This window comes from Ruegeria sp. YKSD179, from assembly GCF_059612885.1.
The window spans coordinates 51,289-65,817 of sequence record NZ_JBXWRL010000020.1 but is presented as its reverse complement, the minus strand read 5'-3'; the positions used below and the strand labels follow the sequence as shown (position 1 = coordinate 65,817).

Here is a 14,529-nt window from a genome sequence, read left to right as displayed (position 1 = left end):
TCAAAAAACAGGAGAATATATATGTCCCTGCATCAAATCTCCAGTTTCGCTGCGGGTTCTTGGATAAAACCCGGAAGCGGAGCACGAGTGGTACCATCAGCCATTACAGGTGAACCTTTCGCAACTGCTGGAAGTAGCGATCTGGATATGCAGGCCATGCTGGATTATGCGCGGGAAACTGGCGGTCCGGCCCTGCGGAAAATGACCTTTCATCAACGAGCACGGATGCTCAAGGCCTTGGCGCAAGAGCTGTCTAAACACAAACAAGCTTTGTATGACCTGAGTTTTCAGACCGGCGCGACGCAGAAAGATCATCTCATCGACATCGACGGCGGCATCGGTACGATGTTCGTCTTCGCATCGAAGGGCCGACGCGAAATGCCCGATACACAAGTCTATCTTGATGGCGAGGTTGAGCGGCTTTCTCGGGAGGGAACATTTCTGGGTCAGCACATCTGCTCTCCTTTATTGGGGGCGGCGATCCATATCAACGCATTCAATTTTCCAGTTTGGGGCATGCTGGAAAAACTGGCGCCCACCTTGCTGGCGGGAGTTCCCGCTATCGTAAAGCCAGCGACGAATAGCTGTTATGTTGCCGAGTTGGCAGTTCGCATAATGCTAGAAAGCGGCCTCTTACCGGCAGGCGCGTTGCAGCTGGTGTCGGGCGGCCTTGGCGACATGCTGAATCGGCTTGATTGTCAGGACGTAGTAAGTTTCACGGGGTCAGCTAAAACGGCACTGGAATTACGCCAAACTCATGCGCTCATCCGGAATTCTGTCCGTTTCGTCGCTGAACAGGACAGTTTGAATGCCTCGATCCTTGGTCCAGATGCCGTCGCCGGAACGCCGGAATTTGATCTTTTTGTTAAAGAGGTCAGCCGCGAGATGACTGTAAAGGCAGGGCAGAAATGTACTGCCATTCGCCGCATTATCGCACCCGAAGTACAGGTCTCGGCATTGATCGAGGCCCTGACGAAACGTCTGGCGCGCGTGACAATAGGTGATCCCCGAATTGACGACACTCAGATGGGCCCCTTGATCTCTGGCGCGCAAAAGGCCGACGTCATGGCCAAAGCTGACTTAATCGCTACGGAGAGTGAAAAGGTTTTCGGCGAACCCGATGCATTCGAGCTTCAAGGCGAGGGTGTTTCAAACGGAGCCTTTGTTCCTCCAATGCTGTTTTATTGCGGTGTTCCGGACACAGCAACACATGTTCACGAAACCGAAGCCTTTGGGCCTGTATCAACGATAATGGGCTATAGAGACGTGGACCACGCTATTGCGCTTGCCAATCGGGGCGGCGGTTCACTTGTGACGTCGCTGATCACACACGACACCAACGTCGCACGTGAGGTTGTGATCGGCGCAGCGGCTTTCAACGGACGCATCTACATTAATGACCGCACTTCGATGGGTGAATCGACTGGGCACGGGTCTCCGTTGCCGCATATGGTGCACGGTGGGCCTGGACGCGCGGGCGGGGGCGAGGAACTGGGCGGTGTCCGCGCGGTCAAACACTATATGCAACGAACCGCCATTCAAGGCTCGCCAGATATGCTGACCCAAATTGGGCAGAAATGGGTTCCAGGCGCAACTGAAATCCAAAAGCCTCATCACCCGTTTACCTACAAATTCAGCGAGTTGTGTATAGGTCAGACATTGCACACAGAAGCCCGAACGATAACTCTCGAAGACATCGAGCATTTCGCCAATTTCACTGGCGATACGTTCTATGCCCACATGGACGAAGCCGCGGCAGAGCGAAATCCTTTCTTCCCGGGGCGGGTCGCCCACGGCTATTTAGTGCTGAGTTTTGCTGCGGGCCTTTTCGTAGAGCCGAGTGAAGGCCCTGTTCTTGCGAATTACGGACTGGAAGGTTTGCGTTTTTTGAAACCGGTGTCACCTGGGGATGCGATCAAGGTTCGCCTGACTGTCAAACAGAAAACACCCCGAAACGAAGATTATGGCGAAGTACGCTGGCATGTAACAGTCGCAAACCAAAACGACGAAGCGGTCGCGGAATACGATTTGTTGACCATGTGCGCCGATTGATCCTGCATTATGGGGAATGTGTTTTTCTTATTTCTCCGAATAAGTTAAACTGTTTTCATGGTCAGTAAAGACACGTGGTTCCAGTCCGCAGTCGCCGAATTGACAGACCCGCAAAATCAGCGGGTTTGGTCTATAATCGTATCCCTGTTTGGTGATCTTGCCCAAGAACCCGGCTCTCAGATTTCTGGCGGTGCCTTAACACGTATTATCGAGCCAATTGGCGTCAAACCCGAAGCAATTAGGGTAGCGCTGCACCGTTTGCGAAAGGACGGCTGGATCGAAAGTGACCGCATCGGGCGGGTTTCGCGGCATTTCCTGACCGACTTTGGGCGTACGCAGTCAATTGCAGTGTCGCCCAGAATCTACGCCCAAATCCCAAAGCCCATCAGTCATTGGCATTTGCTGATAGCCGAGGAAGGTTCCGGAACTCCATTGCTGGAAGATATGATGCTCAGCCATGATTACACTCCGATCAGTCGCACTGTTGCTCTGGGTCCCGGTCCAGTACCGGAACGAACGGATGGATTGCTGGCGTTTGAGGTTACCGCCCGCTCAGTGCCCGAATGGGTTCAGCAGAGTCTTTGCTCAACAGATCTTCGCAGTTCCTGCCGCGAATTAATGGTCTCCGCGCAGCGTACGGCGCGCACCAGGCCAGCGGCGTGGCGACCCACACCAACAGAAAGCGCCACTTTGAGATTACTTTTGGTACATCGGTGGCGGCGGGTGGTATTACGCCAACCAGATCTACCACCAGAGTTTTTCCCACCCGACTGGGCAGGCGCTGAGTGCAGGAGGGCAGTGTTTCAATTACTCGAAGGGCTGCCTCGCCCCACTTTGGACACCCTAAACGAAACCGAAGAACCCTGAGAGAATATCTTATCCGGTTACAAGGAATGCTCGATCGAAAACTTGTGACCCTGCCCGAGGTCTAAAAGAAAAAATGCACCCAAGTGAACTACTACATTGCTTGAAGAACTAACTTAACCGGCCTACCGACCCGAGGTTTTTGACGCATGAACGCCATCTTTGGTCAATATGGAAACTGAAATTTAGCTTACAGGCTTTGCCGAGTCTGGCCAAACGGGAGAGATTTGAGATGACGGCTTTGCTTACAGTTGTCCTTCTTCTCATCCTTTTACTCGTGATGATGAACCTCTGGACACGTCGCCTAACTCGGGAAGGGTTAAAAACTGTTCCACAACTTGGTAAAATTATAACTGTTTCTGGAGGAAGCATCCATTTTGTTGAGCGCGGAGATCCCAACAATCAGACCATCGTCATGATACATGGACTTTCGGGTCAACTTCAGCACTTTACGTACGCATTAGTAGATGAGCTATCGAACGACTTTCACGTCTTGGCCGTGGACCGGCCAGGTTGCGGCTATTCCACTCGTGACGACCCACGGCTCGCATCTCTGCCCCAGCAGGGACGTATGATCCAAGAATTCCTGCAAAGCCAAAACATAGAAAACGCCGTTTTGGTCGGACATTCGCTGGGTGGTGCCGTTTCCCTGTCAATGGCGCTTGAATTTCCTCAGGCTACAAAAGCACTGGCCCTGCTTTCGCCGTTGACCCACGAAATGCCCGACACACCTCCGGTCTTCAAACCTTTAGAAATTCGAACCGCGTGGTTGCGCAACCTGATCGGGCACACTTTCGCTGTTCCATTGGCACGCAAAGCGGCCCCATTTGTGCTGAAAGATGTGTTTGCGCCCGAGCCCGCTCCAACAGACTTTCTAGATCGCGCCGGGGGCGCATTGGGGCTGCGCCCGTCGGCCTTTATTACCGCCTCGCAAGACGTAGTGGGCGCAGAATCCAGCATAGGTTTGCTCAGCCAAAGATATGCTGATCTCACTGTTCCGGGAGGCGTGCTATTCGGCGCAGAAGACCCGGTTCTTTCTGCACATGTTCATGGAGCCCCCATGACGGCTTTTGGTCTGAATTATCAAGAAATGGACAGACGTGGTCACATGATCTTAATCACAGCACCTAAAGAATGTGCCGGCTTCATTCGCTCCGTCGCTGAGGCCGCCTCCAAATGACATCAGTCAAGGATACCCGACAACAACAAACCCAGACGGAGCAGTTTTTTCCTCTTGACCCTCCCTTGCCCCTCGCTTAAATCGCCATTCACTCGTGGCGGAGTAGCTCAGGTGGTTAGAGCAGCGGAATCATAATCCGCGTGTCGGGGGTTCAAGTCCCTCCTCCGCTACCATTTATTTTCCGGGTAAATATTACCGGATTGCCATTAAATTTGCTCACACTTGGGCGCTCAGTTTGGATCCATTGATCTAATCTCTTGCGCTTTAGATTCCTGAGTCCCAAGCTGAGGCACGCTAGTTGCTCATGGACTCCTGGGTTGGATCTATCGTTCAATTCGCCGGATATGATCAGATAAGTGTCAAAGGGACTTGGAAACACCAGAAGTCAAATCAAGGCGAAGCAGAGCGAACTACATTAGGTGAGCCACTTCATCTAATTCATCGCGAGTGGTTTGCTCCCTCCCTACAAAGTTCGCGAGGACATCATAAATAAATTCAATCACCGCCTTCGGAAGTCAGTCTGAATTATTATTAGTTTTTTGAACACATAATCAAATTATCTTCCTTTTTCCGGGTTCTAACATTGCTTAGGATCATCAAATTGCGTTATCTTGTTAAATTATTTTTTGTTCCCGTGTGTTGAACAAACTTTGGTGGAAAAAATAATTTTACTAAAAGCGTTAGCAATTAATCACTGACCCAAAGGAAAATTGTGACAGACCAAAGCGCCGTAGAAAATACCACACTCAAAAATTGCATTAACAACAGTCGAAGCAAAGATATTGTCGAACATATTCTTATCGAACTTACAGTTGGTGACTTCCAAAATTTTTCAGAAATAAAAAAATAACTTCCTGCTCCGTAGAGGTTTAGTACTAGCTTAGCCTGCGATGGCGGGGACCCTCTAACTTTCACATAAAATTCGACAAAATCTTCTTTAAAGTTAAAAAGTGGAATGAAATGCGCCAACAAAAACATCGTGCTCCAAAAATAAAAGTTCGAAATGGCAATAAAAACATCTATATATGAAATTAATTCAACCATTGTATAGAGTTTGCCTTATACTTCATCTAATATTAAATATTGTGAAAATCGATTTTAGGTGCCTCTGAGAATAATCATGTTTTCGGCTAAAATTGAAAGTGAAATTTTTCAAGTCAAGGGTGTTTTATTCATTTTGAAACAAGGGATGGGGAAGCCCACACTAATGATGATCAAAACCCACGCACACTTAGGAAGAAGGGTACGTTTTGGGAATAAAACCTTCCAGTACTAAGCTCTCGAACGCTCTCGCTACAGCAACCAGTGTCTTAACCTCGCAACGGAAACTGACAAAACGTAAAATTTCACCGCCATATTTGAGTCCAACTTATAGTTGAGTGTGTATCTACATAGCAGCCAATGATTTTCATTTAGAGACAGCAATGAAATACTTTATTCTTGGAATACTTCTAATGCTTTACTATTCTCCTCTTTCAGCACAAACGGCGACGCCGGAGATACCAAATGCCAGCTATAATGATATCGCTGCAGTCTTTCCCGACCCGACTTCTCCGACGGGTGCAGTCATAATTTACAATCCCACTATTTGTCAGAATATAGGCGCAGCATGCGGGTTCTTTCGAGTTCATGAGCACGGGCACGTGGCCTTGGGACACCACTTGAACCCGCACATTCATCCTTTCCAGAGAGAGTTTGACGCCGACCGGTTCGCAGCGACTTACGCTGCACCAAACGAAGTGTTCACTGCTTGGCAATTTTTCGTCAGTGGATGGAGCAGTCCGAACATTGCCGTTTATGACACACCCGCCAATAGAGCAAAGAGAGTTTGCGCATTTGCCAAACAGATCAACAATTGGATTGGTCCAACACACGCGTGCTGAGTTGTTTAGTGTTGGCCGCTTCACCCCAGAATTAGCGCCAGGGCCGCCGGATTAGCCCAAAAAGCGGCTGCTGCAATCAAAACTCCAAATGCCAGCAATCCAAGGTCATAAAGACCATACCATCCCTTGTATTGATTGACGTAAGCGATCTGAAACGGATAGGCCAATATATCCGCTATGACCGGTGCAACGATTGCTCCGACCACACCGTAGTGTTGAATCCCAATCACAAGCGCACACATTCTGAACGAAGCGGAACAACAGGTCAGTATCGTGAAGGCTCGAGAATTTCCATTTGCAAGCAGGACAAAATTGTAGCCGCCGAAAATTAGCCGGGGGATAATGGATATACTGATCAAAACAAGGAACGGACCAGCAAGATGATACCGTTCGTCATACAAGAACTCGATTAGAGATTCTCCAAAAACGCCTAATACGGCAGTCATCAACAGTAGACTTGCCACCAACAACGCACGAGCACGCCCAACCATTATGCGGTTTGAATCGCTCTCTATCGGTGGGCGGTTCCTATAGAGTGGAAGCACAATCCTTTCTACAAGCTGAAAGCTCATCACCAATGGTAAAGTCGCAAAGATTTGGGCAATAGAAAAAATCGCCAAATCATTCAAAGAAACATACCGACCGAGTATCAGCCTGTCGCCTTGCTGAAGGAAGTATCCGGCGATCGTGCCTATGAAAATATATTTGCTGAAATGAAAAATCTCATGGAAAGCTTCGCGGTCCCAGCGAAACGTGTTTCTTGGACCGGGTATAAGGATATGAGACAACACTGTATTGATAAGAGAGAGGGCCATACTTCCAACAACCAGCGCCCAAACTGACCGCAACCACAATGCGACAAGGATCATTATCAATGTGCCCAATAGCTGCGACGCCAACTCAACGACCGTGACCCACTCTAGCTTGATTTCTCGTGTGGCTGAATATCTTCGGGTAGAGCAAAACCCATCGATAATGGTAACCAATGACAGTACGGGAATGACGTGGAGCAATTCGGGTTGCCGGTAGAACTCGGCTACAGGAATCGTAAGAGCACAGGCGATAATCCACAAAACAAAACCTCGGACAACTTGAATGGTCCAGGCCGTGTTCAGATAGTCCTTTTCAGTTCCACGTTTGCTTTGAATGATTGCAGGGCCGATGCCGAAATCTGAAAAGTTATCCAGCCCGATCAACAGGACCTGAACCAAGGCAATAAGACCGAAAGCATCCGGAAACAGTATTCTGGTCAAAATGAGGTTTGAAACCAGGCGAATAAATTGGCCGCTGCCAAAACTAATAATGCTAAGAGCCGTGCCGCGGATGGCCCGAGCTTTCATGCTGTCTCCGCGCAGCACAAGCTGAATTTGGGATACTAGTGACACAACTCAGATCCCAGTTGGAGACGCTGCAGCGCCTATTTTCATCTGCGATGACGTTGGCGCTCTAGGGTTTACATGCGAAACTCTATTTGGCTGGAGCATCAGACGGACACACACTAGCCGTTAACCGCGCGGTTTACATAATCAGTAATCTTAGTCCAATTCTGAACAACTCTTGGATCAACCGATGCTCTTCCCAAGACCTTGGAAATATCCGGGGCTTCCGCCTGAAAAAACGTCGAGTATACAATTGCAGCAAGAACAGCATAAGTGTCCGGATGACCATGTGGCGCCAGGTCTTCAAACCAATCTGTATGTGTCATATCTGGAACGACGTTTTCCCAGGTATCAACAAAAACCTCGGCGGCATTAATCAACCCAATTTCATATCCAGGATTTGCAGTTCTGAGACCTTCGACAAATTCGGTCTGCCAATCCGTCCAATCCCCTCGCACGTGAACCTTCCAAGGTTCGATATTCGTATCAGATGGCCAAGTCCCGTATGAATATTCGTCGAAGCCAGGCAAGCCTGAGAAAATCCAGTAACGCTTGGGGGCTTTGACGTTGGCCTCATATCCGGCAATCAAGTCCGAAGCGGCTTCGATGTAGCTTGTTCTCTGCGGCGTCAGGTTTCCGTCGTCGCTTGGTCGTATTTTCATACGCGGCGGTGAAACTACCCCCATGCCGAAATTGTCAGACGAAAACACAATGTCACCACCGCGCGCAGTGCCGTTAAATCCATATTGGATTTTGGACCATCCCTCGGAGCCCAACGCGCTAATGCCAGACCCGCCATTAACATTCCCTGTGGACGACGCATTTGGTGGCGCGGCAAAACTGTCAAAGAACCCAAATTCCATGCGTTCAGCATAACGGTGCCCATTCGCAGCCTGCATCGTATCGAGCCAGGATGAAACAGAGGTACGCTTGCTGGTACTATGAAGTGCATGATTCCATAGTGAGTTGATATGCCCGGCAATTGCCAGATTGTCGCCAGATTGCGCCTGCACAACACCCGTGCCGGACGTCAGTACAAACGCAGTTACAACCAAAAATTTAAGGGAAAACCGCTGCATAATGTTTTTTTACCTATTACGAACCTGTCTCTGAAGTTGACAATTACGTCCATTAAGTCAATGCAACGCACCGCCCGTGGTGACCGAAAAGCAGAACAGCAGCGATTTAGACGCTGTTTTCGGGTTTCAGACAGCGCATCAGTGAAATCCTGGCACGACAGACGGCACAGGAGATGTGGAACAGAACTTTCTTAACACAAAAGGGGAAATTTCGGAGAAACGTATTTTCTGGGTCCCTAAATACCGTTTTAGTTTTTTGGCTTCATTCTGCCGTAACAACTTTTCTCAGACCAAAATTTGAAAAGAATGGTCCCGTTGCCCACCTTTGGACAATGTTCACTCATTCCACCTATTGTCCCTAAGATTTCGCCTGTAGCTACTCATAATCGCGAATTTTTGGAATTTTCCGATTCTGCGTTTTTAATCAGTCTGGGTTCAAGTAACTTCCGACCCGACTGGTGAGTGTAAGAGTTGTCGAATCATGTTCGGATCTGAGAATGCGAAATCAAAACCCGGCGGGCTGGACCTGGACGGTAAGACCGAAGTCCAAATGGGATCCGAACGTTCTTTCGCCTGGGTGTTTGCTACCGTTTTCTTCATCATAGCCTTGTTCCCGGTGTTTTTTGGCGGTGACGTAAGAATTTGGTCTTTGTTAGTCGCAGCGGGCTTTCTCGTAGCTGGTATTGTTCGTCCTGAAATACTGCGACCGCTGAATCGCCTGTGGTTTAAGTTCGGGATGCTATTGAACAGTATCATTTCGCCGATTGTCATGGGCCTAATCTTTTTTACGACTGTCACACCAATTGGATTAATCAGACGATTGTTTAATTCGGATCCAATCGGTCAAAAAATCGACCACGACGCTGATACCTACTGGATCGATGTAGATCCGGAAAAAAGCAACCAGTCGACGATGCGGCAACAATTCTAAACGACACTTGAATAGTTCTGTACAGGAAAATCTACATGTCTTTTTTTAGCGAACTTTGGACCTTTATGAGAGTCAGAAAGAAATTCTGGCTTCTGCCCATTCTGGTAGTCATGGTTATCTTTGGTGGCCTGATCGTTCTGACCCAAGGCTCGGCCGTCGCGCCTTTCATATACACATTGTTTTAGTATGACCGCGATCCTTGGTATTTCTTCGTACTATCATGACAGCGCGGCCGCGTTGCTGATTGATGGTGAGCTTGTCGCCGCAGCGCAAGAAGAGCGTTTTACTCGAAAAAAACATGATGCGCGATTTCCAGAGAACGCAATTTCTTATGTCTTGCAAGAGGCTGGGCTGCAGCTATCGGATGTGGACCATGTCGCGTTCTACGATAAACCATTTTTGAAATTTGAACGCCTTCTTGAGACGTACGTAGCAAACGCACCCAAAGGTTTTGGTTCTTTCCGAATTGCCATGCCTGTTTGGCTTCGGGAAAAGCTTTTTCAAAAAAGCTTGCTACTTAAAGAGCTCAAAAAGCTTGGCCAAGGGACGATCAAACCAGAAAATCTTCTGTTTGCTGAACATCACTATAGCCACGCAGCCAGTGCATATTATCCATCACCATTTGATGAGGCGGTCGTTCTAACCCTGGATGGGGTTGGAGAGTGGGCGACGACAACTGTTGCGATCGGCAAGGGCAAAAACCTGGAAATCCTGAAAGAAATCCACTTTCCACATTCACTCGGCCTGTTGTATTCTGCATTCACTTATTACACCGGGTTCAAAGTCAACAGCGGCGAATACAAAGTCATGGGGCTGGCACCGTACGGTGAACCTCGCTTTAAAAACCTAATTCTTGATAAATTAGTCGACCTGAAAGAAGACGGCTCGTATCGCCTTGACCAGTCTTATTTCAACTATTCCACTGGACTTACGATGACCAATGACAAGTTCAGTGATCTTTTTGGAGCGCCGGTCCGCAAACCTGAAACCGACCGGCTCGAGCAGTTTCACATGGACATTGCAGCGTCTGTGCAAGCTGTCACGGAAGAGATCGTGCTAAGGCTGACGCGCAGCTTGGCAAAGGAATACGATATACCAAATCTCTGCATGGCCGGCGGGGTCGCGTTGAATTGTGTGGCGAATGGTAAAGTTCTGCGTGACCAGTCATTCCAAAACATCTGGATTCAACCTGCGGCAGGTGACGCCGGAGGTTCGGTGGGTGCGGCTTACGCAGCGTGGCATGGTGAATTGGGTAACCCCCGAAAGGCCGCGCAACCCGGAAAAGACCGAATGAAGGGATCTTACCTTGGCCCGGTGTTCGAACAGGCAGATATCGAAAAACGCCTGAGCGAGGCAGGAGCCGTATTCAGCACTTTATCGGAAGATGAAGTAATTTCAAAAACGGTAGATGCCTTGGAAGGCGGCAAAGCAGTCGGCTGGTTCAATGGTAGGATGGAATTCGGTCCACGCGCCTTGGGCGGGCGTTCTATTTTGGGTGACCCTCGTTCAGAAACGATGCAGCGCACCCTAAACCTTAAGGTAAAGTATCGCGAAAGCTTCAGGCCATTTGCGCCATCTGTCCTAAGAGAAGATGTGTCCGAGTGGTTCGACTTTGACGAAGACAGTCCTTACATGCTTATGGTTGACACAGTGAAACCGGAACATCGCCGGGAAATGACTGCAGAAGAAAATGAATTGTTTGGAATAGAAAAACTAAATGTAAAACGGTCAGATATTCCGGCCATTACCCATGTTGACTATTCGGCTCGCATTCAAACGGTTCATGAGGACACGAACCCTAGATACCACCAACTCATTTCTGCTTTCAAACAACGTACGGGTTGCCCAATAGTCGTGAATACGTCTTTCAATGTGCGAGGAGAACCGATTGTTTGTACGCCAGAGGATGCATTTCGTTGCTTCATGGGAACCGATATCGAGTATCTGGTAGTGGGGAACTCTGTTCTAATGAAAGAGGAGCAGGATCCAAAGTTGGCAGAAGATTACAAACAAAAATACGAACTGGACTAAATGACAACGAGCCTCGCGATAAGGTCCAGCCTTTTGGCACGTCTAAAGGCCGAGGTTAATTATGGCAAAAAATAAACCCACCAAGCACGGTAATTTGATCGTACGATCCGCCTGCCTGATCAGTGGTTTAGGGCTGTGTATATGGGCTTTGTCGGATCACCCCAGCATAGGTGGAGGAGCTGGGTTTGGTCTTTTCCAAAGCGTAGTATTGATTGCTGGTCTGATCACGATGGCCGCAGCGTTTTTACCTACTCGCGCAGCCTCGACTTATTTTTCTATCTTTGTGGCAACCATTCTATCGCTTGTTGCCGTGGAAATTTTACTTCAGGTGATGTTCCGACCAAACTATTTTACTAATTACCAATATGACGACAGGTTGCTTTTTCAACTAAAGCCGGGCTCATCTGGTGTGTTGACCCATCCGCAAGAATTTGGAGGCGCAACCGTTCTCTATCAGGTAAACACCGACGGTTTCGTAGGCCCAGAGCTGCGCGATCCACCAGCTGAGTTCCGTGTTTTGGTTTACGGTGACTCGTTTATTCATGCGAATTACACTCCGTTCGACGAGCGGTTTACATCTGTATTGCAGAAAGATCTGACCGAAAAGCTGGCAGTTGACTCAGAAGTTATAAACGCGGGTATCTCGGGCTATGGCCCAGATCAGATTTTGCGGCGAATGCAAACAGAACTGGATCAGTACAGTCCGGATTTTGTGGTTGTTTCCATTTTCTCGGGGAACGATTTTGGGGATTTACTGCGCAACCGTATGTACGATCTGGACGGTGACGGCAGTCTTGTTGAGCGCGAGTTTTTTCTGAGCGCCGAACAAGCAAGGGAGGGGCAGTTAAACGAAAGCGAACTGGCGATTGTCCGGGTGCTTCGACGTACGTTGACAGCGCTACGAAACAGCGGAACGACACCCGAACAATTCGACCCCGAGGCGTGGATTGACTGGGCTATGGCCAGGCATCAGGAAGAATACCAAAGCTTTGTTGCCGGTGAGAAAATCGTTGGAGAATTCGCTGTCGACCCCTATTCAACGGATATTGCCGTTTCCCCGAGCTCAGCATCGGCTGACTTGAAGATCAGACTGATGGACGCGATCATAGGCGAGATATCTACTGTAGCTGCGAATGCGAACGTACCTTTACTATTCGTTGTTATTCCACATCCGATGGATCTGCTGGATGGTGCCCATTCATCGGGGCAGATCAACAAGGAAAAGTATCCAACTTACAATCCGAAAAACCTGACGAACCTGCTGCAAGCTTCGGTAGTCGACCATGATCAAGAGGTCTTGAATCTATATCCCGTCTTGAAAAGTGGCGATGTGAACGACTTGTTTCTTAAAGGAGGAGACGATCACTGGAACGCGAAGGGACAGGCTAAGTCCGCAGAAGCAGTAGCAAATGAAATCAAACGCATGATGAATTGAACCCCTTAACCACAACCTTCTTGCGTCCAAAGAATACACCTATTCGAGACGCATAATGAAACCCAGAAATCCAGTGAACGAGTATTGGCCTAGAAAAAAAGATGAGCATTGAAGAAATCCTTTCCAAGACATGGGATGCCATCGTAATAGGCACAGGAATCGGTGGCGGTACGATTGGTCGAAGACTTGCCGAAGCCGGCGCAAAAGTTTTGTTTGTTGAATATGGCCCGTATGGACCGAGTACCGAAGAGCAAGACGGTTACCCGGTTGGTGACGAGTATTCGCGTATGCTGCACGGGATATGGCCCAGCGACGCGTCAATTACATCAAACGGTGAGACAACCTCTGTGGACTTTGGGATTGGCGCCGGTGTAGGCGGTACATCGTCTTTTTATGCTTCCACGTTGGAAAGGCCGGCTCCGGAAGACATTGACGAAACCGATTCTCGGCCTCACCCGACTGGGGGATGGCCCGTGAAATACGCGGAATTTGATCGGTACTTTGCGGAAGCAGAACATCTGTATCATGTCGTGGGGGAAAGAAACCCTGTAGAACCGTCAGGCAAAAATGCAATTGCTCCGCCAAAGCAGGACACCGAATATCAAAAGAAACTAAGACAGTTTTTCCAAACTTATGGCCTGAACCCTTATCGAAGCCCAACGGGGGCAAAGTTCCTTGATAACTGCAAGATGTGTTTTGGGCGAAAGTGCCCGCGCGGTTGCAAGATGGATGGGCGCACTGCGGGGGTTGATCCAGCTCTTGCGACCGGAAACGCCGAACTTTTAGATTGGTGCGAGGCTGTTAGGTTCCACGGAACGACGGACGCAATCGATCAGCTTGAAGTCCGTTGCAAAGGCAAGACATTTCTTTTGAATGCCAAGGTTTTCATTCTTTCCGCCGGAGCATTGAACTCGCCGCGCATCCTTCAAAGATCAATTAGCGAATATTGGCCAAATGGATGCGCGAACGGGTCTGGAATGCTCGGCCAAAATTTGATGTTTCATTTGAATGAATTTTTTGCGGTTTGGTCCGGGTTGCACCATGATGGATCAGAATACAGTAAAACATTCTCCATGAAGGACTTTTACACTTCGGGCCAATTCCGACTAGGCGTTTTTCAAGCCTTGGGCGTATCTGCAGACTATCGCACAATTTCGCATTTTCTTTCTCAATCGGTTGAAAAAGGAAGTTCGCTTAAGCAGACCTTCAAACACCACTCCACGCACTTCGTATCGACGATTGCCGCAAAGGTTTTGGGAAATGCGGAATTATATGTCGGCATACTCGAAGATTTTCCGAATACGGAAAATCACGTCGCAAATGGCGGGGAAAGAACCGATCAGATAAAAGTCGTTTATAACGTCTCAGATGAGCTTATGTCTCGGCGCGCAGTGTTCACCAAAATGATCAATGCGGCGCTTCCGCGGCGGCGGCGCTTGCACCTGAACAGACTTCCTCAAATCAATCATGCGCATGCCTGCGGTACTGCCCGGTTTGGAGACGACGCAGGCGCAAGCGTGTTGGATAGAAATTGCAGGGCGCATGATCTGCATAACCTGTTTTGCGTGGACTCGTCCTTTATGCCAACCTCGAATGGTGTGAACCCAAGTCTGACTATTGCGGCAAATGCGTTACGGGTCGGAGATCATATAATTGAAAACGCTTTGTTTTCCACCTGATTGCTGATGACAGATC

General features: G+C 48.8%; 11 protein-coding genes and 1 tRNA gene. 10 read left to right on the top strand and 2 right to left on the bottom strand.

Annotated elements, in window-relative coordinates; translation table 11 throughout:
- The first annotated feature begins 21 nt into the window (after nucleotides 1-21).
- The 5 genes from paaZ to AC2FNE_RS11920 all read left to right on the top strand — a co-directional run bounded on the left by paaZ (nucleotide 22) and on the right by AC2FNE_RS11920 (nucleotide 5,979).
- Nucleotides 22-2,052: a phenylacetic acid degradation bifunctional protein PaaZ gene (gene paaZ / locus AC2FNE_RS11940; protein WP_496805451.1), complete on the top strand. Its 2,031-nt coding sequence runs from the start codon at nucleotides 22-24 to the stop codon at nucleotides 2,050-2,052.
- Nucleotides 2,053-2,151: 99 nt separating this feature from the next.
- Complete coding sequence (locus tag AC2FNE_RS11935) at nucleotides 2,152-2,919, top strand: PaaX family transcriptional regulator C-terminal domain-containing protein (RefSeq protein ID WP_496805450.1); 768 nt, start codon at nucleotides 2,152-2,154, stop codon at nucleotides 2,917-2,919.
- Nucleotides 2,920-3,148: 229 nt separating this feature from the next.
- Entirely contained in the window at nucleotides 3,149-4,096 is a 948-nt protein-coding gene (locus AC2FNE_RS11930; RefSeq protein ID WP_170604471.1) for an alpha/beta fold hydrolase, read from the top strand.
- A gap of 96 nt (nucleotides 4,097-4,192) precedes the next feature.
- Nucleotides 4,193-4,269, top strand: a tRNA-Met gene (locus tag AC2FNE_RS11925).
- A 1,251-nt stretch (nucleotides 4,270-5,520) separates the two neighbouring features.
- Nucleotides 5,521-5,979, top strand: a complete 459-nt coding sequence (locus AC2FNE_RS11920; protein ID WP_170604449.1) for a M48 family metalloprotease — start codon at nucleotides 5,521-5,523, stop codon at nucleotides 5,977-5,979.
- Nucleotides 5,980-5,999: 20 nt separating this feature from the next.
- Here the strand turns inward: AC2FNE_RS11920 and AC2FNE_RS11915 are convergent, their stop codons facing one another.
- Both AC2FNE_RS11915 and AC2FNE_RS11910 read right to left on the bottom strand, forming a co-directional pair.
- On the bottom strand, nucleotides 6,000-7,319 hold the full coding sequence (locus tag AC2FNE_RS11915) for an oligosaccharide flippase family protein (protein WP_170604447.1): 1,320 nt from the start codon (nucleotides 7,317-7,319) through the stop codon (nucleotides 6,000-6,002).
- 158 nt (nucleotides 7,320-7,477) lie between these two features.
- Nucleotides 7,478-8,437 (bottom strand): hypothetical protein, encoded by a 960-nt coding sequence (locus AC2FNE_RS11910; protein ID WP_170604445.1) that lies wholly within the window; start codon nucleotides 8,435-8,437, stop codon nucleotides 7,478-7,480.
- A gap of 481 nt (nucleotides 8,438-8,918) precedes the next feature.
- On the opposite strand from AC2FNE_RS11910, the gene AC2FNE_RS11905 reads away from it, so the two are divergent.
- From AC2FNE_RS11905 to AC2FNE_RS11885, 5 genes are all read left to right on the top strand, one after another.
- On the top strand, nucleotides 8,919-9,368 hold the full coding sequence (locus AC2FNE_RS11905; protein WP_170604443.1) for an SxtJ family membrane protein: 450 nt from the start codon (nucleotides 8,919-8,921) through the stop codon (nucleotides 9,366-9,368).
- Between the two features lie 35 nt (nucleotides 9,369-9,403).
- A complete protein-coding gene (locus AC2FNE_RS11900) occupies nucleotides 9,404-9,553 on the top strand; it encodes a DUF5989 family protein (RefSeq protein WP_170604441.1) in 150 nt (49 codons plus the stop codon).
- Between the two features lies 1 nt (nucleotide 9,554).
- The gene (locus AC2FNE_RS11895; RefSeq protein WP_496805449.1) at nucleotides 9,555-11,399 is read left to right on the top strand and encodes a carbamoyltransferase family protein; all 1,845 of its coding nucleotides are present in this window, start codon (nucleotides 9,555-9,557) and stop codon (nucleotides 11,397-11,399) included.
- A gap of 61 nt (nucleotides 11,400-11,460) precedes the next feature.
- The gene (locus AC2FNE_RS11890; protein WP_496805448.1) at nucleotides 11,461-12,834 is read left to right on the top strand and encodes an SGNH/GDSL hydrolase family protein; all 1,374 of its coding nucleotides are present in this window, start codon (nucleotides 11,461-11,463) and stop codon (nucleotides 12,832-12,834) included.
- A 101-nt stretch (nucleotides 12,835-12,935) separates the two neighbouring features.
- Nucleotides 12,936-14,513: a GMC oxidoreductase gene (locus tag AC2FNE_RS11885; RefSeq protein ID WP_496805447.1), complete on the top strand. Its 1,578-nt coding sequence runs from the start codon at nucleotides 12,936-12,938 to the stop codon at nucleotides 14,511-14,513.
- Nucleotides 14,514-14,529: the final 16 nt, after the last annotated feature.